Raw genomic sequence first — 24,124 nt, 5'->3', positions numbered from 1 at the left:
CCGAAGTACTGCCATGTCCCTCGATCCCGCCCTGCGTTCCCGCATCGATACGCTGCTGCAATCCAGCCGCGTGGTGCTCTTCATGAAAGGCCAGCCCGGCATGCCGCAGTGCGGTTTTTCGGCCAAGGCGGTCGGCGTGCTGGACGGTCTGGGCATCGACTATGCCCACGTCAACGTGCTGGCCGACCAGGAGATCCGCGAGGGCATCAAGGCCTACGGCGATTGGCCGACCATTCCGCAGCTGTACGTGGACGGCGAGCTGATCGGCGGCAGCGACATCATCCTGCAGATGGCCGACAGCGGCGAGCTGAGCGGCATGCTTGGCCTGCAGGCACCCGACCGGACTCCGCCCAGGATCACCATCACCCCGGCCGCGGTCGAGATGCTCAAGGGCGCGCTGGCCGATGCGCCGGATGCCTCGCTGACGCTGGCCATCGACGCCAACTTCCAGCCGAACTTCCAGCTGGCGCCGACCAACCCGAACGCCATTGCGGCAGAGTCCAACGGCCTGCGCGTGCAGTTCGATCTGGCCAGCGCCCGCCGCGCCGACGGCATCACCATCGACTGGGTGGACGACATCCGCGGCCGCGGCCTGGCCATCGACAACCCCAATGCGCCCAAACCGGTGCAGGAGCTGTCGGTGCGCGATGCCGACGACCGCATCAAGGCCGGTACGCTGACCCTGGTGGACGTGCGCCCGGCCGACGAGCGTGCGCTGGCAACGGTGGCCGCACCGTTCCGCACGCTGGACGCGGACGAGCGCGCCGCCATCGAGCAGTTGCCCAAGGACACCCCGCTGGCGTTCCTGTGCCATCGCGGCGGGCGCAGCCTGCAGGCAGCCGAACATTTCCGCGGCCTGGGTTTCAGCAACGTCTACAACGTCACCGGCGGCATCGACGCCTGGTCGGACGAGGTGGACAACGGCGTGGCCAAGTACTGAGCAAGCCAGACGGCACAGCCGGTGGCGGGAGCCCGCACCCGGCGCGCAGGCCCTGCGGTTGCTGCGCGCCATCCGCGCCCGGCGATGGCCCGCCAACAGCGCCGGCCGGGTTTTTAGCCGCGTTTGCGACAGTGCACATCCCGAAACGGGCGCTCCACGGAGCGTCCGTTTTTTTTCATGGAGCGCCATGCGCAGGGATGTCGCAGCACTGCACCCGCCTGCTCTCCCCCTCGCGCTGGCAGCACTGTTGCCGCTGGCCGCAGGCCGCCGAACCGGCACGTGCGGTCGTTCCGACCTGCAATCGCCGGCCAGGACCGGCACCCCGGACTATCCGACCGCTGCGAGGCCGTCGGTGTGATTGCACAGCTGCACGCTGTCGATCAACGCTCGACAGCGTGCGCAGGTGAGTCGTCGACCGATCCCTGCCGATCGCTCCATACGATCCGCATGCCCATCCCCGCGTGCGCAGCGTGGGAAAGCCGCAGCCGCGTGCAACCGCGGCAGGCCGCCACGCCCTGCCTCAGCCGGCAAATCCGCCCTCGTCGAGAAACTGCCGCTCTGCGGCGGTGGTCTCGCGCCCCAGTACCGCATTGCGATGCGGGAAGCGTCCGAAGCGCTGGATGATCTGCTGATGCTCCACTGCCCGCTGCGTGGTTTCTGCATCGTCCAGCGCGGTGATCAGCTGCACCGAACGCGCCTGCTCCTGCAGATCTTCGGCATGCTCGAACGGCAGATAGAAAAACAGCCGCAACTGCGCGGAGACCTGTTGATCGAAGCCGCTGGCGATTGCCTGCCTGGCGTTGGACAGCGCCAGGCCATCGGTGGCGTAGGCATGCGCGCTGCCGCGGAACGCGTTGCGCGGAAACTGGTCGAGCAGGATCAGCAAGGCCAGCGCATCTTCGGCACGCTCCACCCAGTGCGCATACTCGCCGCGCGCCGCCGCGAAGTGCTGCTCGCTGAAATGCTGGCGAAAGTTGGCATCGAATGCATCGTTGTGCGTGAACCAACGGGCCGAGCCGGCCAGCTCCCAGAAAGCCAGCACCACATCGGCTTGTTTGTTGCGCTCTGATTTGACGATCATCGACGTATTCCCTGACGAATACCGCACAGCATGCACCGGCGCATGTGACGAGCCCGCCGCCGGCGAGCGTGCAGCACTTGGCAAGCATGTCGCCGGCCGCTAGGTTTGCGGCTGACGTTTTCGTTGCACCGGGGAAATCCATGCGTTCCATCCTGTTCGCCGCGCTCGGCGCGGCCGTGCTGTGCGGTCCTGCGTCTGCGGCATCGCGCTTCGTGCAAGATCCCTACCCCAGCACCTATCGCGCGCTCGCGTCCGCTCCGGTATTGATCCAGCACGCCACCGTGCTCACCGGCACCGGCCAGCGGCTGGACGACGCCGACGTGCTGCTGCGCGACGGCAAGGTGGCCGCGGTCGGGCGCGGGCTGGAGGCGCCGGCCGATGTGCGCCGCATCGACGGCACCGGCAAGTGGGTCACCCCCGGCATCATCGACGTGCACTCGCATCTGGGCGTGTATCCCAGCCCCGGCGTCAGCGCGCACAGCGATGGCAACGAGATGACCGCCCCGGTGACGCCGAACGTCTGGGCCGAGCATTCGATCTGGCCGCAGGATCCAGGCTTCGGCACCGCCCTGGCCGGTGGCGTCACCTAGCTGCAGGTGCTGCCCGGCTCGGCCAATCTGATCGGCGGGCGCGGCGTCACGCTCAAGAATGTCGCCTCCACCACCTACCAGGGCATGAAGTTTCCCGGTGCCCCCTGGGGCCTGAAGATGGCCTGCGGCGAGAACCCCAAGCGCGTGTACGGCCAGAAGGGCGGCCCCGGCACGCGCATGGGCAACGTGGCCGGCTACCGCGCCGCCTTCATCGATGCGGCCGAGTATCTGCAGAAGACTGCGCCGAAGAAAAAGACCGCGAAAAAGCGCCATTGGTGGAGCGGCGGCGGCGACAACGACAGCAGCGGCGATGCCGGTGGCAAACGCGATCTCAAGCTCGACACGCTGGCCGGTGCGATCAACGGCGACATCCGCGTGCATATCCACTGCTACCGCGCCGACGAGATGGCGACCATGCTCGACCTGTCCAAGGAGTCGGCTTCCACATCGCCGCCTTCCATCACGGCGTGGAGGCCTACAAGCTGGCCGACCGGCTGGCGCAGGACAACGTCTGCGGTGCGCTGTGGGCCGACTGGTGGGGCTTCAAGATGGAAGCCTTCGATGGCATCCAGGAAAACGTCGCGCTGGTCGACAGGCCGGCCAACAGCTGCGCCATCGTGCATTCGGATTCGGAAGAAGGCATCCAGCGCCTGAATCAGGAAGCGGCCAAGGTGCTCGCCAACGCGCGCCGCAGCGGAATGGAGATTCCGCCCGAGCGTGCGATCCGCTGGCTCACCAGCAATGCCGCCAAGGCGCTTGGCATCGAGCAGCAGACCGGCGCACTGGAGCCGGGCAAGATGGGCGATATGGTGGTGTGGAACGGCAATCCCTTCAGCTCCTACGCGCTGGCCGAACAGGTCTATATCGATGGCGCGCAGGTGGACGACCGCCACGATCGCCGCCTGCAGCCGGTGTCGGACTTCATGCTCGGCCAGGAGCTGGCGCGATGAGCCGCACGACCGGAATGCGTCCGCGTCTGCGCGCGATCTCTGCAGTGGTCCTGGCCGTGCTTGCATTGCCCGCATTCGGCCAGCAGGTGCTGATCCGTGGCGCAACCGTGCATACCGCCACCGCACAAGGCACGCTGCGCAATACCGATGTGCTGGTGCAGGGCGGCGTGATCCGCGCGATCGGCAGCAACCTGGCCGTGCCGGCCGATGGCCGCGTGGTCGAGGCCAGGGGCCGCCCGCTGACGCCGGCCCTGTTCGGCGGCATCACCGAGATCGGCATCGAAGAAGTCTCCGGCGAAGACAGCACCGTGGACAGCGGCGTCAAGCTCAGCGACCAGCCGATGCGTCCGGAATTCGACGTCACCCTGGCCTACAACCCCGACTCGGTGCTGGTGCCGGTGGCGCGCGTGGAAGGCATCGGCTTCACCGCGCTGGGCGCGACCACCAGCGGTGCCTTCATCGCCGGGCAAGGTGGCGTGGTGCGATTGGACGGCAGTCCGGACCCGCTCGGCCCGCATGCCTTGTTCATCCGCATCGGTGCGGCCGCGTCCGATCTCACTGGCAGTTCGCTCGCCGCGCAATGGATGCTGCTCGATCAGTTGGTGGCCGAAGCGCGCGGACGCGTGCCGGCCGACTCGCCGCATGCGCTGCTGACCCCGGTCGGCCGCCGCGTGCTGGCCACTTACCTGGCCGGACAAGGCCGCATCGTGGTGCAGGTGGAGCGTGCCGCAGACATCCGCCAGTTGCTGCGTTGGGCGCAGCGCGAAAAGGTGCGCATCGCCATTGCCGGCGGCGCCGAGGCCTGGAAGCTCGCGCCGCAACTGGCACAGGCCAGGGTGCCGGTGCTGGTGGACGCGCTGGCGGACCTGCCGTCCACCTTCGACCAGATCGGCGCGACGCTGGAAAACGCCGCACGGCTGCGCGCGGCCGGCGTGGAGGTCAGCTTTGCCCAGAGTGGGGGATGCCTCGCATAACGCGCGCAAGCAGCGCCAGCTGGCCGGCAATGCGGTGGCCAACGGCTTGCCGTGGGAAGCCGGCCTGGCCGGCCTGACCCGGGTGCCGGCGGAGATCTTCGGCGTGGCCGATCGCATCGGCAGCATTGCGGTCGGCAAACAGGCCGACCTGGTGCTGTGGGAAGGCGACCCGCTGGATGTCGCCCACTACGCCGAGCAGGTGTGGCTGGGCGGTCGCGACATGCCGATGCGCTCACGCCAGACCGAGCTGCGCGAGCGTTACATGCAATCGGCCGGCGCGTTGCCGCGGGCCCATCTGAAGTGATCGGGAGCGGCGCGCGCACGGCAGCGCGATGACCCGCATGGCGTGGGGCGTGCGCTGCACCTACCTGCTGATCGCATTGGCCGTGTTTGTCATCGAAGTGGCGATCGGCGCTGGCATGCTTGGCGGGCCCTGGGTGCGCGGCAGCCTGGGCGATGTGCTGGCGGTGACCCTGGTGTATTGCGGAGTGCGCGGCGTGCTGGCGGTGGCGATCGGGTGCCTGATCGAAGGCCTGCAGGCACTGCATCTGGCCGACCGGCTCGGGTTGCGCCCGGGCGGCGCGGCCTATATCGCACTGGGTAATACCGCCACCGTGCACGATCTGCTGATGTATCTGGTCGGCGGCGGGGTGGCGTACATCGGCGATATGGCATCGTGCCGCGTCGCTGCGTCTTCCCGGCGACGAACGCCGCACTGATGCACTCCTTCGGGCCTACCGCATGTCTTCCGTTTCCTTATCAGCACTGATCGACAGCGTTGGCCTCCGGTCTCGGCAGCGTCAGCAACGGCGTGCCCGCGCCGCCGCTGCGTCGCAGTGACCTCGCTGTTTCAAGGAGGCGGCTTGCGCTCGATCGATCGCGTCGTACTGCGCCAGGCGCAGGCCAACCTGCTGCGCGGGCTGGAAGCGGTCGACGGGCGGCTGATCCTGACCGCCGATGCGCTGCACTTCCAGCCGCATCCCTACGACATACAGACCCGCTCGCTGACCGTGCACCTGCGCCAGATCGCAGCAATGCACCCCCGCTGGACGCGCCTGTTCGGCCTGCTGCCGGTGGCGCCGACCTCGCTGGCGGTGCAGCTGCACGAGGGCGGCGAGCACCGTTTCGTGATCGGCAGACGCGAACAGTGGATGGTCGCCATCGCCTCGGCGCGCGACGCCCCGGGCTGACGCTGCACGACAAGCGCGGCCGCACTGATGCGCAAGGGCGCTTGCCCGGCTGGCGCACCGCAATGCCCTGGCGTCGTCCCGCATGCCTGCGCATCGCAGTAAGTCGAAGGGCTCGCAGATCGCCTCGGGCCTGGGCAGCGCCAGTGTGGAGTCGCGCGTGGTGGACGCCACGATCGTGGTTTCGGCCAAGGCCGGCGACCTGACTCAGTACTACATCGCGCGCAAGGGCCGCAACGCGATCTACATGGCGACCTATGCACCGACGTTGCTGCCGATCGGCGAGCTGCGCTTTGTCACCCGCTTGAACGTTGCCAAGCTGCCCAATGCGCAGCAGGAGCCGGACTCCAATGTCGGCAGCCCGGTGGAAGGCGAGGACGTGTTCCTGCTGCCGGACGGACGCACCAGTTCCAAGTTCTATTCGGCGCGGCGCATGATGGACGACCAAGTGCACGGCGTCAGCGGTTCGGGCGTGGCGGTATTCATGCTGATGGGTAACCGCGAGCGCAGTTCCGGTGGACCGTTTTTCAAGGATATCGCCACCCAGAAAACCCGCGTGACGCATGAGCTCTACAACTACATGTATTCCGATCACACCCAGACCGAGGCATTCTGCGGTGGCCTGCATGGGGTGTACGGGCTGCTGTTCACCGATGGCGGGACGCCCTCCAGCGCACAGCTGGACATCGCCTTCGTCGATGCAACGCTGGGGTTGACCGGTTATCTCGCCAGCGACGGGCGTGGCGCGCTGAGCGGCCGGGTGAGTGGCGTGCTGTCCGGCCAGCCTGCCGTGATCGGCCTGCGCAACGACCAGGCCCAATACTGGGCCACTGCCAACGGCAGCGGCGATTACCAGATCGCCGGCGTGCGCCCGGGACGCTATCGCATGACGCTCTATCAGAACGAACTGGAAGTCGCGCAACGCGATGTGGAGATCCACGCCAACGCGACCACGCAAGCGGCGCTGCAAGCGGTTGTGCTGCCGGGGACCGTCAAATGGCAGATCGGCACGGCCGATGGCACGCCGGCCGGTTTCCGCCATGCGGATCTGCTGCCACGCGCGCATCCATCCGACAAGCGCATGCGCTGGACCCCGGTGACCTACACGGTTGGATCGAGCAGTGCGGGCAGCTTTCCGGCAGTGCAATGGCGCGGCATCAACACCCCGACCCGTATCGACTTCACCCTGGGCTCGAGTGAAGTGCGTGGCTATCGCCTGCGCATCTTCGTGCCGCTGACGCAGGTCGGCGCGCGCCCGCAGATCAGCGTCAATGCGCGCTGGAATGGCCCGGTGCCGGCCGCGCCTACGCAACCCAGGACATGCGGCATCACCCGCGGCACATGGCGCGGCAACAACACGCTGTATGAGGTGGACATCCCGGCATCTGCGCTGCAATCGGGCAGCAACCGGATCGAGATCGGCATTGCCTCGGGATCGGCGGACAATGGCTTTCTCAGTCCGGCTGTGGTGTTCGACAGTATCCAGCTGGTGGTGCTGTAAGCAATCCGCCGATCCAGCGAGCGGTGGTCGGACAAGCAAGGGCTGCACGTAACAACGCCTCGCACCCATTGCAGAGACCGTGGCACTGCCCGCACTCGCCCGGCACGTGTGCAAAGCTGGCGATGGCAGCGCCAGCCACACCGATATGGCAATCACCGCGCGCAACTGCGTGCGGTGATTGCGGCGGCGCATGAGATTCCGGAAGCGGCAGGCCCTCACACTGCACGGTCGATGCACGTCGCCATGCACATGACCTGCGCGCTGACTCGGCCTGCCCGACTGCCGTCAGTCGATCCGCTGCGCGAGCCGTCGGCAACCAGGACGCGAGGCATGCAATGCATGCGTCGCGCACATGCCACCTCGTTGGCTCTCGAGCGGCCTGCAATCGTCGACGATTGTCAGGCCAGCGCCGCAGGTGCGATCACCGGCGTGCGGTGTGCTGCACGCCGGTCTCTACGCTAATGACGCACCCTCGGCCATGTCGCCGATGGGCATCGTGCTTACTGCGCGTCCAGCGTTGCGCTCACCTTGGCCCAGCCATTGCCGCGCACCACTTCGAAACCCGCTTCGACTGCATGCAGATACATGCTGTTGTTGTAGCGCCATCCTTGGACCGGTTGGTCTGCAGCCAGTTGAGGAAGGGCTTGGCATCCACGTTGAGGCTGCCGCTGGTCTTGAGCGTGGCCTGCCCGGCGGTGCCGGTCGGGATGAAGGTGCAGACGTAATAGCCGGCACCGGAGTTGAAGCCCTCCCACAGGTCGAAGGTGCGCCCGCCCGCGGTGATCACCTTGCTGGCAGTCAGTGTGCCGATCGGCCAGGAGTTGTGGTCGCACCAGATCATCACCTCCAGCTGCGGGTTGCCCTTGGCGGTATCCCAACGGAAGAAGATGTCGTAGGCAAAATCACCCGCGAGATTGGTCCCACCGGCGCTGTAGGTGAACTTGAGCGGGATCTTGCTCAACGAGGAAATCTGCCGCGGAAACAGCGTGTCGCTGGTCGGGTTCCAGTCGTAATGCCAGCCGCGCACGATCGCCAGGTAGCCATAGAGGTTGTAGTCGGCGAAGTTGAAGGTGACGGTCAGCTCCGGCGTGCTGCCGGTGCCGAACGTGCCCTGGATGATGTTGTTGGGGTCGTTGAAATTATTGACTCACGCATAGTGGTTGCCGAAGATCTTGTAGGGACCGGCCAGCGCCGCCGGCGCCAGGGCGGCCAGACCCACGGCCAGTGCAGCCGTCCACCAGCGCGATGCGCGCCGCCGTGTGGTCGGCGCCCGAGTGCCGGTCTGAGCGAGGATGCTGGATTGGCTGTTTTGCATGTTGACTCTCTCCGAGTAAGTTCAGCGCGGCGATGCCGGTGCGGCAGCGTCGAGAGCCGCTTTGCAGCGGTCGCGTCGGACCCTTACAGATCACGCAACAGCCGGAGGGGGCGACGATGCGCATCGGAATCGTGGTGGACAGTGCCTGCGATTTGCCGCAGGACTTCATTCAACGCAACAACGTCATCGTATTGCCGATCAGCGTACGCATCGGCGAAGCGGTGCTGGCCGATCACCGCGATCAGGAAGCGACGCTGAGCTTTCTGCAGGCGCATGTGGCCGAGCGCGGACACGAAGCGGAAACCACGCCGTTCTCTGTTAACCAGATTCGCGACCTGTTCCTGCAACGGCTGGTCATCGACTACGACCACGTGTTCTGCCTGACCATCTCCAAGCTGCGCAGCCAGATCTTCGATAACGCGATGCAGGCCAGCTTCGCGATCCTCAACGATTACAAGCCGATCCGGCAGGCCGCCGGCCACACCTCGCCGTTCGCGCTGCGCGTGATCGATACGCTCAACCTGTTCGCCGGCCAGGGCATCACCGCAGTGGAAGCGGTACGCCTGCGCGCGCAGGGTCAGGGCGTGGCGGCAATCCGCAGCCGGCTCGAACACCTGGCCGAGCACACCTACGGCTACATGATTCCGCGCGATCTCTAGTACCTGCGTGCGCGTGCACGCACCAAGGGCGATCGCAGCGTGGGCCTGATCGGTGCCGCGCTCGGCAATGCGCTGGATATCAAGCCAGTGCTGCGCGCCTACCGCGGTGTCACCGAGCCGGTGGCCAAGTTGAAGGGCTTCGAGCCGTCGGCCGAAAAGCTGTTCGGCTTCAGCGTGCGCAAGGTCCGCGAGGGCTTGATGACACCGACCGTCTGCGTGGGCTACGGCGGCGAACTGGCCGAGCTGCACGCCCTGCCCGGCTACGCCGCCCTGCAAAGCGCCTGTCAGACCCACAACGTGGACTTGTTCGAAAGCGTGATGAGCCTGACCGGCATGGTCAACGTCGGCAAGGGCGCACTGGCCGTGGCATTTGCGGCCGAACCGCATACGTTTTCGGCCTGAAGACATGGCCGAGGGCGCGGCGTCCCCGCCGGTCTCGGGACACGCCGATCTACAGCTGGCCTATCCGCGCACCCCGGATCTCCAAAGACAGCCACGCACACCGACCATCTCGACATGTCATGCCCTGCTTGCCCGCGCACACCGACCATCTCGATAGGTCCTTGCCCGCTCACCGTCGCGGGACCTTACGCGGCATGGATGCCGCGTAAGCGCCTTATCTGTTCGGAATGTGGCAGCGTAGGTGTCGAGAGCCGGCGTGAGCCACACTGTGAATCCATCCCTGGAAGCTCAGTGGGCGGCATCCATGCCGCCAAGGATCCCGCAAGCGGCGAGGACACCGCACCAGAGAGTTAATCGATACTTTCCAGAGCTTGCGCGTTGCTAGGCTTGCATTGGACGATGACCGGACGCGGCGCCATCCGAGCAAGCCCCGCGCAGCGTTACCGCAGCGGCACGTTCAATACCGATGGCGTTGCCGCCGGCGAGGTAAACGTCACCGTGCCGCCGCCATCGCTGGCATCGGTGTAGCGCACGTCCTGCGTGTCGATCACCAGCACCAGGCGCTGCCCTGCCGGAATCTCCGCAGCAACTGCTTGCAGTGGCCAATCCAGCGTCACTGCTTGGCCAGGTGTCGCCCCGCGCAGCGAGTACGGCGCATGCGTGATCAGTTGCGCCACGCCTAACGCGTCCATGCGATACAGATAGGCGAACAGGCTCACCTGCGAGTGGCTGGGTACCACGGTCACGCGCAGCGACGGACTGCCGGCCAGCCGCCGTAGCGTGTTCGATGGCGCACCCACCCACACTGCCGCGCCGATGCGATTGACCAACGGAATCGAGGTGGTGACCGGTACGCCGATGCCTTGCAACAGGCCACTGACCAGGACCACGCCCGAATCGGCCAACGTCGGCACATCGGTGGCGATGCGCGATTGCCAGCCACTGGCGGTGCCGCCGATCAGGCCGCCGGTGGGGCCGAGCAATCCGGCCGGTGCGGATAACCCCAGGCGCGTGTTGCCTTGCTGCACCGACGCCCAGTCCGCGTATTCCAGCCATTGCCCCGCGCGCGGCGACAACCGCACCGGCGCTTCGCTGTCCACGCCGTTACGCAGCTGCTTGAGATGACGATCGAACCAGCGCGTGGTCGCCGTATAGACCTCGTTGGGCAGGCCAAGCGCGCCCGGCAGTTCTGCGGTGGCGTGATCGCCCTGGCTGAGCAGCAACTGCTTGGGCCCGCGTAACTGGTTGAAGAATGCGATGACCTGGTTCGGCGGAAACAGCCCGTCGTTGAAGGCATTGCCCAGCAGCACCGCCGTGCCACGCGCATTGAGCGCGGCCACATCGCTCGCCGGGCTGCGCGACGCGGCCTGCGGCAGGAAGCCCTGCACGGCGCCGTCGTAATCGCCAACGGCAACCCGTGTGCTGATCTGCGCCAGATCCGGGCCGGGACGTCCGGTCAACGCGCCGGCACCGACCAATAGCCCAACGCCTTGCTGGCTGACGGTGCGGTTGGAATACAGCGACGCTTCCAGGTCCGCCCAGCCGCTGAGCGCAGCCACGGCCTTGATGCGCGGATCGCGCTCGGCCGCCAGCAGGCTGATGCCCGCACCGTACGAGATGCCCGACGCGCCGATCGCATTCGCATTGGCCGGCGTATGCGCCAGCGCCCAGTCGATCACCGCGCTGACGTCTTCCACCGTGTCGGCGCCAGCGATATCGATCTGCCCGGCCGAATCCCAGAACCCGCGCGAGGTGTAGCTGACGACCACGTAGCCATCGCTGGCCAACTGGGTCGCGCGGCCGAGGTACTCCAGATTCGGCAACGACCAGCTGGCCGGCATCACGATCAGCGGAAACGGCCCGCTGCCCTGCCCTTGCGGCACCAGGACCAACGCGCCCATCGGCGCGCCGTCCCAGCCGGGAATCCGTTCGTAGGTCTTGCTGAAAGCGCCTGCCACCGCCGACGCCGATGCCACCAGCAACGCCAATGCGGCGATGCCTCCGATCCAACGCTTGTTCATGCGGATCTCTCCCACGCAAGGCCGGGCCAGGATGGCCCAGCGGCAACTGCCATGCATCCGTGGTTCTGGGGGAGAATGTCGCGACCGTACAAGACGGTACGGTATGGTTCAAGGGCTGGGATTCGGGATTCGGGATTCGGGATTCGGGATTCGGGATTCGGGATTCGGGATTCGGGATTCGGGATTCGGGATTCGGGATTCGGGATTCGGGAGGCGGGAGGCGGGATTCGGGAGGCGGGAGGCGGGAGGCGGGTGCGCCGCAATCGCGGGCCCGGCCCGCAACTGAAGACAGCGTGTGCTTATCGTCTGGCCGATCCCGGCCCGCAGACGTTGGCTGCACTGCAGCACGCCCACGCAACGCTTCCCGCGCGCTCAACTCAGCCCACGAAGTGCTGATATCCGCGTTGTGGCGGCTGCCACGGGTTGCCGTCGGCGTCGTGGACCACCACGCCCGGCGTGGCGACGATCTGGCCGATACGCGTCACCGCGACTGCGGCGAAGTCCATCGCCTGCGCCACCGCGTCGCGGTGTTGCACGGCGGCGGTGAAGCACAGTTCGTAGTCGTCGCCGCCGCCGAGTTGCCAGCCGACGCATTGCAGCGCACTGACCCCGGTGCTGCGTGGCATCGCCGGCAGTGCCGCCAGCGCCAGCTGCGCGCCCACGCCGCTGCGTTCGCACAGATGGCCCAGATCGGCCAGCAAGCCGTCGGAGATGTCCACACAGGCGTGCGCAAGCCCACGCAGGCGCAGCCCGGCCTGCACGCGCGGCTGCGGGCGCAGCAGGCGGCCGCGCCACCGTTCGTGCAACGGATCGGCCGCCGCGCAGGTCACGTCCAGCTGGCCGGCCTGCCACAGCGACAACGCCGCCGCCGCCTCACCCGGCGCGCCGGTGACCCAGACGTCGTCGCCCACACGCGCGCCATCGCGACGCAGCGCCGCACCCGGTGGCAGGCTGCCGATCGCGGTCACCGCACACGCCAACGGCCCGCGCGTGGTGTCGCCGCCGACCAGCGCAATGTCATGCGCATCGGCCAGTGCGAAGAATCCATCGGCAAACGCGTCGACCCATGCGGCATCGTCGTGCGGCAACGACAGCGACAGGGTGCACCAGCGCGGCTGCGCGCCCATCGCGGCCAGGTCGGACAGATTGACCGCCAGCGTCTTCCAGCCCAGATCCTCGGCACGCGTCTCGTGCGGGAAATGCACGCCCGCATTGAGCGTATCGGCGGTGATCGCCAGCTGCTCGCCCGGCGGCGGCTGCAGCAGGGCCGCATCGTCGCCAATCCCCAACGGCACATCCGCACGTGCCGCGACGCGCGCGCACAAACGGGCAATTAGATCGAATTCGGGCATGTGGGCGGGAATCGGGAGAAGGGAATCGGGAATCGCAAAAGCGCGTCAGGAGATATCGGAGATGGTGCTCTTACGATTCCCCATTCCCGACTCTCCATTCCCGCAGCGCCTCAGGCGCCGCTAGCGCCCGACTCCACCTTGCGCCACTCCACCGAGGCGCGATCCAGCACGCCGTTGACGTAGGTGTGGCCGTGCTCGGAGCCGAAGCGCTTGGCGGTTTCGATCGCTTCGTTGATCACCACGCGGTACGGCACGTCCTGGCGATACAGCAGCTCGTAGGCAGCCAGGCGCAGCACTGCACGCTCGATCGCGTCGACCTCTTCCACGCCGCGATCCAGGTACGGGCTCAGCGCGGTGTCCAGCTCGGCGCGGTTGCTCAGCACGCCTTCGACCAGGTTTTCGAAATAGGCCAGGTCGGCCACTTCGTGCGCCTGCTCATGCGCAAACTGCGAGATCACCTGCTTGGCGAACCCGCCGGAAATCTGCCAGGCATACACCGCCTGCAAGGCACGCCGACGCGCGCGCGAACGCAGCACCGGGTCGATGCCGTCGCGACGGACGTGGCGGGCATGTCCACCGGACTTGCTCATGGCAACAACTCCATCAAATTGACCAGTTCCAATGCCGCAAGCGCGCATTCTTCGCCCTTGTTGCCATGGCTGCCACCGGCACGCGCCTCGGCATCTTCCACCCGCTCGACCGCCAGCACGCCGTTGAGCACCGGCACGCCGGTCTGCAACTGCACGCTCATCAGGCCTTCGGCGCACAGGTCGGCGACGTGTTCGTAGTGGCGGGTGTCGCCGCGGATCACGCAGCCCAGCGCGATGATCGCCGCATGCTGCCCGGATTGCCCCAGGCGGTTGGCGGCGATCGGAATTTCCCAGGCGCCCGGCACGCGGATCACGTCGATGGCGTCCTCGCCGATGCCGTTGCCGGCCAGGCTCTGGCGCGCACCGGTGACCAGCGCGTCGGTGATGCGGGCATTCCAGCGGCTGGCGATGATCGCAAAGCGCGCGGTGGTGGGGCGGAGATCGCCTTCGTAGTGGGTCATGCGGGTCGGCAACTCGAGGGGGCGGCAAGTTTAACAGCTGCCGGGCCCGGGCCCGGCCGCCGCGTGCCGGCCAGGTCCGCTAGAGCAGGCCCGGCCACGGGCTTCAAGAACCGATGGAATGGCAAACAGCCGACTGCGCTGCCGCTGGCGTAGCCCGACGCTGGAACCGGTAGCCGACACCGGGGCCACCGCGGTGTCGGCACACGCACCGCGGCAGCTCACGGTTGCGCAGTGCCGGCCGAGCATCAGCGTCGGCCCTGGCCGGCACCGTCGGGACGCGTCGGCGGGGCTGCGCTCACGGCTCGCAGCCCGCTCAGGGGACGGCGGACGGCGGCACCGAGCGCATGCCCTCGCCGGGGTGGCATTCCAGGTACTCCACCACCTCCAGCCCGAACCCGGCCAGGCCCACCTGACGGCGCGGCGTGCCCAGTACGCGCAGCTTGCCCAGGCCCAGTTCGGCCAGGATCTGCGCCCCGGCCCCGTTGCGCCGCCACTGGCTGACGTCCTTGGCGTTGGTGGCCGCCTCCGGTTGCTGGCGCAGCCGCGCCAGCAAGGAGTCGCTGTCGCGCGGTGCCGACAGCACCACCATCACGCCCTGCCCTTCGGCGGCGATCGCACGCAAGGCATCGGTGGCCGCCACGCCGAAATCGTCGCGCTGCCAGTGCAGCAGATCGGCCAGCGGGTTTTCCACCTGCACCCGCACCAGCGTCGGCGTGGCCGGATCGGCAGTGCCGCGCACCAGCGCAAAGTGCAGGTCGTGGGCGATGCGGTCGCGGTAGGTCACCAGCGTGAACGCGCCGAACTCGGTGCCGATCTCGCGCTCGTCCACACGCTCGACGGTGTGCTCGTTGGCCAGGCGGTAGGCGATCAGGTCGGCGATCGAGCCCATCTTCAGCCCGTGCTCGCGTGCGAACACTTCCAGCTGCGGGCGGCGCGCCATGCTGCCGTCCGGGTTGAGCACTTCCACCAGCACGCCGGCCGGTTCCAGCCCGGCCAGCATCGGCAGGTCGCTGGCCGCTTCGGTGTGGCCGGCGCGGGTCAGCACGCCGCCGGGCTGCGAGATCAACGGGAAGATATGCCCCGGCTGGCTCAGATCCTGCGGCTTGGCATCCGGCCGCACCGCGGTGCGCACGGTGTGTGCGCGGTCGTAGGCGGAGATGCCGGTGGTCACGCCTTCGGCCGCCTCGATGCTGACGGTGAAGTTGGTCTGGAACTGCGCGGTGTTGTTGCGCACCATCGGCGCCAGGCCGAGCTGCGCGCAGCGCTCGCGGGTCAGCGACAGACACACCAGCCCGCGCGCGTGGGTCACCATGAAGTTGATGTCCGACGGCTTGACCAGCTCGGCGGCCATGATCAGATCGCCTTCGTTCTCGCGATCCTCGTCATCGACGATCACCACCATGCGGCCGGCGCGCAGTTCCTCGATCAATTCCGGAACGGGTGCGAAATTCATGCCGCACCCCGCGTACCGAGCAGGCGTTCGACGTAGCGCGCCACCAGATCGATTTCCAGATTCACCGCTGCCCCAACCGCCGTCTGCGCAAACGCGGTGTTGGCCACCGTGTGCGGAATCAACGCCACCTCGAAGCCGTCCTCGTCCACTTCATTGACGGTGAGGCTGACGCCGTCCACGCAGATCGAGCCCTTCTTGGCGACATAGCGCAACACCGCCGGCGGCGCGGCAAACCGCCAGCGCTGCGCCCGTGCATCGCCATGCACCGACTGCACCTGGCCCAGACCGTCGACATGTCCGCTGACCAGATGCCCGCCAAGGCGGTCGGTCGGGCGCATCGCGCGCTCCAGGTTGAGCAACGCGCCTTCCGGCAAGGCGCCCAACGTGGTCAGCGACAGGGTTTCGTTGGAGGCATCGGCCTGGAAGCTGCCGGCATCGAAGGCGATCACGGTCAGGCACACGCCGTTGACCGCGATGCTCTCGCCCAGTTGCACCGCCTCGAACGGCAGGTTGCCGGTGGCGAAGGTGAAACGCACATCGCCGCCCTGCGGCTGGCGCGCCGCCAGCTTGCCGACGCCTTCGATGATTCCGGTAAACATCAGCGCACCTCCGTCTTTGACGAGGACAGCGCGGACGGAGTGCGGTGGAAGATCGCGACGCGGCGCGACGGGTAACGCAGGGACATAGTCGTTTCTCGCAGGAGTTGAGCGAAAAACGCCACAAGGCAAACAGGCGCGCGCACAACCGCAAGGCTGCGCGTTGGCCGTCTTCTTTCATCCGGACTATAACCGTCGGCCCCGGCATCGCACCGGATCTGCTGACCTTGCGGCAGGGGTTTCGCGTGGATCCGCTCAACCCTGCGTGCAAGCGCTCGCGGGCTCGCATGCTTGCGCATGCCTACCGCCGGTGGGGAATCGCACCCCGCCCTGAAGACGTTCGTGAGTACCGGCGAACCGGTGCGCAAAGTCTAACAGGGCACACCGGCGCGATGGCCGGGGGCGAGCGCAGGCTGGCAGGACACTGCGTCATGTCAGGAAATCCCCCATATCCAGCGTTGTGAAGGATCTGTTAATTTAGTCGCCGCGACGGGAGACGTCGCATTTTCCTTCCCGCAACGGGACGGAGACACGGACATCAATTCGGAGAGAGACATCCAATGCGTAACACCCTGATTCTGGCTGCCCTGCTGGCCGCCGCACCGTTTGCCGCCGCGGCCGAAGGCCTGAGCTATTCCTATGTCGAAGGCGGCTGGAACCGGACCGAAATCAACGTCGACGACGCGTCCGACGACATCGATGGCGGCTACATCCGCGGCTCCTGGCAGATTGCCCAGCCGGTCTACCTGCTGGCCAGCTACGAGCGTGCCACCAAGGACTACAACCTCGGCAGCGGCTTCGTGATCGACGGCACCCTGCAGCAGGCCACGCTGGGTATCGGTTACCGCCAGGAAATGACCGAGCGCGTCGAGTTCACCGCCGACATCAGCGTGCTGCGCACCAAGGTCGAATCCGATCTGCGCCTGCGTGGCCGTTCGATCGACAAGGCGTCCGATTCGACCAACCTGGGCTTCGCCAACCTGGGCCTGCGCGGCAAGCCCTCGCCGCGGACCGAAGCCTGGATCAAGGCCGGCTACATCGACGGCAGCGACGTGGACGAAGGCGAGTTCGTCGGCACTCTGGGTGGTCAGGTCAACTTCACCCGCACCTGGGGCCTGGTCGCCGAAGCACAGTTCGTCGACAACGCCAACCAGTACAAGGTCGGCGTGCGCGCGAGCTTCTGATCGGCGCGTCGCAGATACACCAAGGCCCCGCATGCGGGGCCTTTTTCATGCGCGCAACGGTGCAGCCGCGCGGTATCGGGCGCGCCATGCAGCGCTCACCCGGGAACAACCGGCGCATAGCGCAGACGCAGATCCTGACCCAGCTGGCGCGCATCCAGCAGCTGCAGCGCGGCGCGCTGCGCCATCGTCTCGATGCCCAGCCCGGCCAGCAGTGGCCTGGCGGTATCGCCCAGCAGCAGCGGTGCCATGTAGACCAGCAGTTCGTCGACCAGCCCGGCCTGCAGCAGCGCACCACTCAGCGTTGCGCCGGCTTCCACCTGCACCTCGTTGATGCCGCGCTCGCCAAGCAGGGCCAACACCGCCGCCAGATCGAAGCGGCCGGCATGCAACGGCATCGCAAGGAACTGCGCAGCGTCCAGCGCCGGCGCGGCCACATTCTCGCCATGCAGATACAGCGTGGGCGCATCGCCCTGACGCAGGTTACTGCATGGCAACGTCCGTAGCCCGGCATCGAGCACCACGCGCAGCGGCGGCACGACCGGCGTGTCATCGCCCAGCCGCACCGTCATGGAGGGATCGTCGGCCAGCACCGTGCCGGCACCGGTGAGGATCGCGCCCGCACGCGCGCGCCAGCGCTGCACATCCGCACGCGCATCGGCGCCGGTGATCCACTTGGATTCACCGCTGGCCAACGCCGTACGTCCGTCCAGGCTGGCGCCGAGCTTGACCCGCAACCACGGCCGCCCACGCTCCACCCGCGACAGAAACCCACGATTGAGCGCGCGCGCCTGTGTTTGCAGGACGCCGCTCAGCACCTCGATCCCGGCCTCGCGCAGCAGCGCAAACCCGCCGCCGTTGACCTGCGGAAACGGGTCGGCCATCGCCGCAACCACACGCGCAACGCCGGCATCGATCAAGGCCAGGGCACACGGCGGCGTGCGTCCGTAGTGCGCACACGGCTCCAGCGTGACGTAGGCGGTGGCGCCACGCGCCAGCGCGCCGGCCGCGCGCAGCGCGAACACTTCCGCATGCGGGCCGCCGGCACGTTGATGAAAGCCCTCGCCCACGCACACGCCATCGCGCACGATCACGCAGCCAACCATCGGATTGGGGCGCGTGGTGTAGGCGCCACGCTCGGCCAGGCGCAATGCCTGTGCCATCCAGCGATGGTCGTCGGCCGTTGCGCTCATTGCGTTGCCGCTTGCGGTTCGATACACATCACCACGATCTGCATCGGCCCCAGCAGTAATTCTGCATGCGTCTGCCAGCCCAGCCGCTGATAAAACGGGACCAGTGCAGGCTGGCAATACAGATACAACGCCGGCACGCCCATGCGCGCGGCGGCCTGCACGCAGTGCATCACCAGCGCCTCGCCGATGCCCTGCCCGCGCGCCTGCGGCTGCACGTACAGCGACGCCAGCCATGGCGACCATTGCCGGATCCGCGAATCGTCGTTGTCCAGCAGGCTGACCGACCCGAGCCACTGCGCCCGATCGAGCGCCGCCCACGTGGTCGGGATCACCCCGTCGCGGGTGTGGCTGCGCAACTCGCTCAAGGCCTGATCGAAATTCCAGTCCGGCAACAGACTGCCGAAGGCCTGCAGATGCGCCTGCGCAATGGCGGGCAGCAGCTGCGGCGTGTCGGCCACGCACGCGATGCGCATCGCGCTCACCGCTTGCCGGGCTTGCCGGCGCGCTCCAGCGCCGCTTCCAGCAACGGCAGCTGCTCGATGCCGACCGGGAGCTCGCGCTCGAGCTTTTCGATTTCCTCGCGAAAATCGGCCACGTCCTGAAAGCTGCGGTACACCGAGGCGAAGCGCACATAGCCCACATGATCGAGCTTGCGCAGCTCGACCATGACGTATTCGCCCACCCGCAGCGAGCCGACCTCGCGCTCGCCGGACATGCGCAACTGATGCACCACCGCGCGCACCGCCGCTTCGATCTGTTCTTCGGACACCGGGCGCTTTTGCAGCGCGCGGTCGAAACTGGTGCGCAGCTTGCGCGCATCGAACGCCTCGCGCCCGCCGTCGCTCTTGACCACGGTCGGCAGCTTGAGCTCGATCGTCTCCAGGGTGCTGAAACGCTCGCCACACGCCTCGCACTCGCGACGCCGACGAATCGTCGTCCCGTCTTCGGACACCCGCGAATCGATCACGCGGGTGTCGTTGTGCTGGCAGAAGGGGCAGTGCATCAGGCGTCCGGGAATAGGGAGAGGGGAATGGGGAATCGGAACAGCACGGCTATCGCAGCGTTGCTTTTACCATTCTCGTCTCCCTATTCCCCATTCCCGTATCAGCCATACACCGGATACTTCTTGCACTGCGCAGTCACCGCGTCGCGCACCTTCGCCAGCACGGTCTCATCGCTCGGCGCGTCGAGCACGTCGGCGATCCAGTTGGCCAGGTCGATGCTGTCCTGCTCCAGGTAACCGCGGGTGGTGATCGCCGGGGTGCCCAGGCGCAGGCCGGAGGTGACGAACGGCGAGCGCGGGTCGTTGGGCACCGAGTTCTTGTTGACGGTGATGTGCGCCTTGCCGAGCGCGGCCTCTGCATCCTTGCCGGAGACGTCGCGGCCGATCATGTCCACCAGCATCAGGTGATTTTCGGTGCCGCCGGACACGATCTTGTAGCCGCGCGTGATCAGCGTGTTGGCCATGGCCTGCGCGTTCTTGACCACCTGCTGCTGGTAGGTCTTGAATTGCGGCTCCAGCGCTTCCTTGAACGCTACCGCCTTGGCCGCGATCACGTGCATCAGCGGGCCGCCCTGGATGCCGGGGAACACGATCGACTGCAGCTTCTTCTGCAGCTCTTCGAACTCGATATCAGTCCCGCGTGCTTGCCTGATTTCATGCAGGGGAGCATCGACCGGATCGATGTCAGCCTTCTTGGCCAGGATGATGCCGCCACGCGGGCCGCGCAGGGTCTTGTGGGTGGTCGAGGTGACCACGTGCGCATGCTCCAGCGGGCTCGGATACACGCCAGCGGCGACCAGGCCGGCCACATGCGCCATGTCCACGAACAGATACGCACCGACGCTGTCGGCGATGGCGCGGAAACGCGCCCAGTCGATCTTCTGCGAGTACGCAGAGAAACCGGCCACCACCATCTTCGGCTTGTGCTCGGTCGCAAGGCGCTGCACCTCGTCGTAATCGATCAGGCCCTGCTCGTTGACGCCGTATTGCACCGCGTTGAACAACTTGCCGGAAACATTGACCTTGGCGCCGTGGGTCAGATGGCCGCCGTGCGCCAGGCTCATGCCCAGAATGGTGTCGCCCGGCTGCAGCAGCGCCAGATACACCGCCTGATTGGCCTGCGAGCCGCTGTGCGGCTGCACGTTCGCATAGTCGGCGCCGAACACCTGCTTGATGCGCTCAATCGCCAGCTGCTCGGCGATGTCGACGAACTCGCAACCACCGTAGTAGCGCTTGCCTGGGTAGCCTTCGGCGTACTTGTTGGTCAGCTGGCTGCCCTGGGCTTCCATCACCAGTGGGCTGCAGTAGTTTTCGCTGGCGATCAGCTCGACGTGATCCTCCTGGCGGCCGGCTTCGGCAGCAATGGCCTTGGCCAGTTCGGGGTCGTAGGTTTCCAGTCGAACGTCGCGCGAGAACATGCAGAGCTCCGGGGCAGCTGTTGCCAGTAGGGGCGCAGATTGTAAGCCCCCGCATGGACAGGTGACCAATTGAGACGCTGGCGAGGCCAGGCGCGCCATGGCGGGTTCCGCCCTGAACGACAAAGGCGCACCGGAGTGCGCCTTTGCGGATGCCCTGCCCGCTGGCCGAGCCAGCGCCGAGGCCTAGTTGTTGAGCACCAGGTCGGCGATCACACCGGTGGCGATGGCCACCAGCAGCAGGTTGCCGGTGTTATCGCGCTGCCACCGGTAGCCATACGGCGGGCGGCGCAGGTTGTAGCGATCGTAGTCGTTGATCACGTAGACCGGGCCGTGGTAGCGCTGGCCGCGGGCCCAGTACGGGCGCGGCGGCGGGCCGGCGCGGTAGTAGCCGGGGCGATCGTAGACATAGACCCGGTTGCGGTCGTAGCGACGGTCCTGATAGCGGGCATCGCGATACCCCTCGCGGTAGCCGTTGCTGTAATAGCGGCGATCATCGCGGCGGTCGGCCCGGCGATCGTCATGCCAGTCGCGGCGGTCGTTGCGCCAATTGCCACGGTGATCGCGGTCGCGGCGATCGTCGCGGTCATGACCACGACGGTCGTGGCCGCGACCCCAGTCGTCGGCAAACGCTGCCGGGGCCACCGAGCCCAGCGCCAGGATGGAGGAAAGCACAACAGTCACGATGCGTTTGCGGTTCATGGGATTGCTCCTGTCTGCGATGTCGCAATTTCATTAAGGCGCTGACCGCCTTAACGCATTCTTGCTGGAATCGATTACGAAAACGCCCATTCAGGTGGTAAGTAAGCTGCCGTTTAGCCGCCGCATCGCCGCCGCGGGCCGGGCCGCTTGCCCGTATAATCGGCGCAATCCCTTTTCCGCTGCCTCCGGCCCCGGCCGGTGGGCTGCCTGCGTCCACGGAGCACCCATGTCGCAATACATCTACACCATGAACCGCGTCAGCAAGGTGGTCCCGCCCAAGCGGCAGATCATCAAGGACATCTCGCTAAGCTTTTTCCCCGGTGCCAAGATCGGTCTGCTGGGCCTGAACGGCGCCGGCAAGTCCACGGTGCTGAAGATCATGGCCGGCGTGGACACCGATTTCGAGGGCGAAGCCCGCCCGCAGGCCGGCATCAAGGTCGGCTACCTGGCGCAGGAACCACAGCTCAACCCCGAGCACACCGTGCGCGAAGCGGTCGAGGAAGGCGTGGGCGACGTGCTGCAGGCCCAGGCTGCGCTGGATGCGGTGTACCTGGCCTATGCCGAGGAAGGCGCCGATTTCGACGCCCTGGCCAAGGAACAGGAACGCCTGGAAGCGATCCTGGCCGCCGGCGATGCGCACACCCTGGAAAACCAGCTGGACGTGGCCGCCGATGCGCTGCGCCTGCCGCCGTGGGAGGCGGTGGTCGGCAAGCTGTCCGGTGGCGAAAAGCGCCGCGTGGCGTTGTGCCGGCTGCTACTGCAGAAGCCGGACATGTTGCTGCTCGACGAACCGACCAACCACCTGGACGCCGAATCGGTGGAATGGCTGGAGCAGTTCCTGGCGCGCTACACCGGCACCGTGGTGGCGGTCACGCATGATCGCTACTTCCTCGACAACGCCGCCGAGTGGATCCTGGAACTGGATCGCGGCCGCGGCATTCCGTGGAAGGGCAACTACACCGACTGGCTGACCCAGAAGGACGAACGCCTCAAGCAGGAAGACAACCAGGAAAAGTCACGCCAGAAGGCGATCCAGAAGGAACTGGAATGGTCGCGCCAGAATGCCAAGGGCGGCCGTACCAAGGGCAAGGCGCGTCTGGCCCGCCTGGAAGAACTGCAGTCGGTGGACTACCAGAAGCGCAACGAGACCAACGAGATCTTCATCCCGCCAGGCGAGCGCCTGGGCAATGCGGTGATGGAGTTCAAGAACGTCTCCAAGAAGTTCGGCGACCGCCTGCTGATCGACAATCTGTCGATGATCGTGCCGCCCGGCGCCATCGTCGGCATCATCGGCCCCAACGGTGCCGGTAAGTCGACCCTGTTCAAGATGATCACCGGCGCGGAGAAGCCCGATTCCGGCGAGATCGTGGTCGGCCCGACCGTGCAGCTGTCCTACGTGGACCAGAGCCGCGACAAGCTGGAAGGCAACCATAACGTGTTCCAGGAGATCGCCGGCGGCCTGGACATCCTCAACATCAACGGCGTGGAGATCCAGTCGCGCGCCTACATCGGCCGCTTCAACTTCAAGGGCCAGGACCAGCAGAAGCTGGTCGGCTCGCTGTCCGGTGGTGAGCGCGGCCGCCTGCACATGGCCAAGACCCTGCTGCAGGGCGGCAACGTGCTGCTGCTCGACGAACCGTCCAACGACCTGGACATCGAGACCCTGCGTGCGCTGGAAGATGCGTTGCTGGAGTTCCCGGGCAACACCTTCGTGATCTCGCATGATCGCTGGTTCCTGGACCGCATCGCCACGCATATCCTGGCGTTCGAAGGCGACTCGCACGTGGAGTTCTTCCAGGGCAACTACCGCGAGTACGAAGAAGACAAGCGCCGCCGCATGGGCGATGACGCAGGTCCCAAGCGCCTGCGCTTCAAGGCGCTCAAGTAAGCACGACAAGGGCGCCGCAAGGCGCCCTTGTCACATCCGGGTGCAGCTGCGGCACCGATGGCCTACAGCTCGTAGGACAGCACGTCTTCGAAGCCGAAGGTGGCGAAGTTCTCGATCCGCGAGGGATACAGGCGGCCGACCAGATGGTCGTACTCGTGCTGCACCACGCGTGCGTGGAAGCCTTCGGCCTCGCGCTCGATCGGGCTGCCGTCCGGCGCAAAGCCGCGGTAGCGAATGTGGCGATAACGCGGAATGACGGCGCGCAGGCCGGGGATGGACAGACACCCCTCCCAGCCGTTTTCCATTTCCTCGGACAGCGGTTCGATCTGCGCATTCGCCAACGCGGTGCGCGGCACCGCCGGCGCGTCGGGATAGCGTTCGCTGGCGTCGAAGCCGAACACCATCAGCTGCAGGTCCACCGCGATCTGCGGTGCGGCCAGGCCCACGCCACGCGCATCGTCCATGGTCTCGAACATGTCGGCCACCAGCGCGCGCAGCTCGGCACTGCCCAGGTTGGTCACCGGCGGCGCCACGCGCAGCAGGCGCTTGTCGCCCATGCGGATAATCTCGCGAATCATCTAGGTCCTGTTAACGCTAGTGGCTGGGGAGGTTAAACTATTGGACATGGAGATCACGCCAGCACAATTTGCCCTCATCGAACATTGCTTAC

The 24,124-nt window shown here is 66.8% G+C and carries 18 protein-coding genes, 5 pseudogenes and 1 riboswitch; of the genes and pseudogenes, 9 read left to right on the top strand and 14 right to left on the bottom strand.

Going from position 1 to position 24,124, the window contains the following annotated elements; translation table 11 throughout:
- The first annotated feature begins 13 nt into the window (after positions 1-13).
- Positions 14-940, top strand: coding sequence for a Grx4 family monothiol glutaredoxin (grxD, locus tag XarbCFBP7408_RS02645; protein ID WP_104561136.1), 927 nt, complete (start codon positions 14-16; stop codon positions 938-940).
- Positions 941-1,460: 520 nt separating this feature from the next.
- Here the strand turns inward: grxD and XarbCFBP7408_RS02640 are convergent.
- The gene (locus XarbCFBP7408_RS02640) at positions 1,461-2,021 is read right to left on the bottom strand and encodes a DUF924 family protein (RefSeq protein ID WP_104561134.1); all 561 of its coding nucleotides are present in this window, start codon (positions 2,019-2,021) and stop codon (positions 1,461-1,463) included.
- A 140-nt stretch (positions 2,022-2,161) separates the two neighbouring features.
- Here XarbCFBP7408_RS02640 and XarbCFBP7408_RS02635 point away from each other — a divergent pair.
- The 5 genes and pseudogenes from XarbCFBP7408_RS02635 to XarbCFBP7408_RS02615 all read left to right on the top strand — a co-directional run.
- A pseudogene (locus tag XarbCFBP7408_RS02635) lies at positions 2,162-3,561 on the top strand (amidohydrolase).
- Positions 3,558-4,839 (top strand): annotated as a pseudogene (locus XarbCFBP7408_RS02630) (amidohydrolase family protein). The pseudogenes XarbCFBP7408_RS02635 and XarbCFBP7408_RS02630 overlap by 4 nt, the downstream one beginning before the upstream one ends.
- 28 nt (positions 4,840-4,867) lie before the next feature.
- Positions 4,868-5,254, top strand: a complete 387-nt coding sequence (locus XarbCFBP7408_RS02625; RefSeq protein ID WP_104561132.1) for a DUF2809 domain-containing protein — start codon at positions 4,868-4,870, stop codon at positions 5,252-5,254.
- Between the two features lie 144 nt (positions 5,255-5,398).
- Complete coding sequence (locus XarbCFBP7408_RS02620; RefSeq protein WP_181106150.1) at positions 5,399-5,725, top strand: hypothetical protein; 327 nt, start codon at positions 5,399-5,401, stop codon at positions 5,723-5,725.
- 97 nt (positions 5,726-5,822) lie between these two features.
- A pseudogene (locus tag XarbCFBP7408_RS02615) lies at positions 5,823-7,223 on the top strand (rhamnogalacturonan lyase B N-terminal domain-containing protein); the annotation flags it as partial.
- A 500-nt stretch (positions 7,224-7,723) separates the two neighbouring features.
- Here the strand turns inward: XarbCFBP7408_RS02615 and XarbCFBP7408_RS02610 are convergent.
- Positions 7,724-8,538: pseudogene (locus tag XarbCFBP7408_RS02610) on the bottom strand (GH12 family glycosyl hydrolase domain-containing protein).
- 116 nt (positions 8,539-8,654) lie between these two features.
- On the opposite strand from XarbCFBP7408_RS02610, the pseudogene XarbCFBP7408_RS02605 reads away from it, so the two are divergent.
- Positions 8,655-9,599 (top strand): annotated as a pseudogene (locus tag XarbCFBP7408_RS02605) (DegV family protein).
- Positions 9,600-10,039: 440 nt separating this feature from the next.
- Here XarbCFBP7408_RS02605 and XarbCFBP7408_RS02600 read toward each other — a convergent pair.
- From XarbCFBP7408_RS02600 to XarbCFBP7408_RS02565, 6 genes are all read right to left on the bottom strand, one after another.
- Positions 10,040-11,620, bottom strand: a complete 1,581-nt coding sequence (locus XarbCFBP7408_RS02600; protein ID WP_104561128.1) for a CocE/NonD family hydrolase — start codon at positions 11,618-11,620, stop codon at positions 10,040-10,042.
- A 377-nt stretch (positions 11,621-11,997) separates the two neighbouring features.
- Entirely contained in the window at positions 11,998-12,972 is a 975-nt protein-coding gene (thiL, locus tag XarbCFBP7408_RS02585; RefSeq protein ID WP_104561124.1) for a thiamine-phosphate kinase, read from the bottom strand.
- Positions 12,973-13,082: 110 nt separating this feature from the next.
- Complete coding sequence (nusB, locus tag XarbCFBP7408_RS02580; protein ID WP_104561122.1) at positions 13,083-13,562, bottom strand: transcription antitermination factor NusB; 480 nt, start codon at positions 13,560-13,562, stop codon at positions 13,083-13,085.
- Positions 13,559-14,023 carry a 6,7-dimethyl-8-ribityllumazine synthase gene (ribH, locus tag XarbCFBP7408_RS02575; RefSeq protein WP_005997267.1) on the bottom strand — a complete coding sequence of 155 codons (465 nt, stop codon included), beginning with the start codon at positions 14,021-14,023 and terminating at the stop codon, positions 13,559-13,561. Before ribH ends, nusB begins: the two co-directional genes overlap by 4 nt.
- 313 nt (positions 14,024-14,336) lie before the next feature.
- A complete protein-coding gene (gene ribB, locus XarbCFBP7408_RS02570) occupies positions 14,337-15,476 on the bottom strand; it encodes a 3,4-dihydroxy-2-butanone-4-phosphate synthase (RefSeq protein ID WP_104561120.1) in 1,140 nt (379 codons plus the stop codon).
- Positions 15,473-16,075 (bottom strand): riboflavin synthase, encoded by a 603-nt coding sequence (locus XarbCFBP7408_RS02565; protein WP_104561118.1) that lies wholly within the window; start codon positions 16,073-16,075, stop codon positions 15,473-15,475. Before XarbCFBP7408_RS02565 ends, ribB begins: the two co-directional genes overlap by 4 nt.
- Before the next feature lie 162 nt (positions 16,076-16,237).
- Positions 16,238-16,414, bottom strand: a riboswitch (FMN riboswitch).
- 218 nt (positions 16,415-16,632) lie between these two features.
- On the opposite strand from XarbCFBP7408_RS02565, the gene XarbCFBP7408_RS02560 reads away from it, so the two are divergent.
- Complete coding sequence (locus tag XarbCFBP7408_RS02560) at positions 16,633-17,256, top strand: hypothetical protein (RefSeq protein ID WP_104561116.1); 624 nt, start codon at positions 16,633-16,635, stop codon at positions 17,254-17,256.
- Between the two features lie 95 nt (positions 17,257-17,351).
- Here the strand turns inward: XarbCFBP7408_RS02560 and ribD are convergent, their stop codons facing one another.
- The 5 genes from ribD to XarbCFBP7408_RS02535 all read right to left on the bottom strand — a co-directional run bounded on the left by ribD (position 17,352) and on the right by XarbCFBP7408_RS02535 (position 21,566).
- Positions 17,352-18,446, bottom strand: a complete 1,095-nt coding sequence (gene ribD, locus XarbCFBP7408_RS02555) for a bifunctional diaminohydroxyphosphoribosylaminopyrimidine deaminase/5-amino-6-(5-phosphoribosylamino)uracil reductase RibD (RefSeq protein WP_104561114.1) — start codon at positions 18,444-18,446, stop codon at positions 17,352-17,354.
- Complete coding sequence (locus XarbCFBP7408_RS02550; RefSeq protein WP_104561376.1) at positions 18,443-18,919, bottom strand: GNAT family N-acetyltransferase; 477 nt, start codon at positions 18,917-18,919, stop codon at positions 18,443-18,445. Before XarbCFBP7408_RS02550 ends, ribD begins: the two co-directional genes overlap by 4 nt.
- 5 nt (positions 18,920-18,924) lie before the next feature.
- Positions 18,925-19,449 (bottom strand): transcriptional regulator NrdR, encoded by a 525-nt coding sequence (gene nrdR, locus XarbCFBP7408_RS02545; RefSeq protein WP_006453216.1) that lies wholly within the window; start codon positions 19,447-19,449, stop codon positions 18,925-18,927.
- A gap of 101 nt (positions 19,450-19,550) precedes the next feature.
- On the bottom strand, positions 19,551-20,867 hold the full coding sequence (gene glyA, locus XarbCFBP7408_RS02540; protein ID WP_104561112.1) for a serine hydroxymethyltransferase: 1,317 nt from the start codon (positions 20,865-20,867) through the stop codon (positions 19,551-19,553).
- Between the two features lie 183 nt (positions 20,868-21,050).
- The gene (locus tag XarbCFBP7408_RS02535; protein ID WP_104561110.1) at positions 21,051-21,566 is read right to left on the bottom strand and encodes an RcnB family protein; all 516 of its coding nucleotides are present in this window, start codon (positions 21,564-21,566) and stop codon (positions 21,051-21,053) included.
- A gap of 226 nt (positions 21,567-21,792) precedes the next feature.
- Here XarbCFBP7408_RS02535 and ettA point away from each other — a divergent pair, with 226 nt between their 5' ends.
- Complete coding sequence (gene ettA / locus XarbCFBP7408_RS02530) at positions 21,793-23,454, top strand: energy-dependent translational throttle protein EttA (protein ID WP_104561108.1); 1,662 nt, start codon at positions 21,793-21,795, stop codon at positions 23,452-23,454.
- Positions 23,455-23,516: 62 nt separating this feature from the next.
- Here the strand turns inward: ettA and def are convergent, their stop codons facing one another.
- Positions 23,517-24,032, bottom strand: coding sequence for a peptide deformylase (gene def / locus XarbCFBP7408_RS02525; RefSeq protein WP_104561106.1), 516 nt, complete (start codon positions 24,030-24,032; stop codon positions 23,517-23,519).
- Between the last annotated feature and the right edge of the window lie 92 nt (positions 24,033-24,124).

Source organism: Xanthomonas arboricola pv. guizotiae (genome assembly GCF_002940205.1).
Lineage (GTDB): Bacteria > Pseudomonadota > Gammaproteobacteria > Xanthomonadales > Xanthomonadaceae > Xanthomonas > Xanthomonas arboricola_C.
This window is presented reverse-complemented; position numbering and strand designations above follow the sequence as displayed.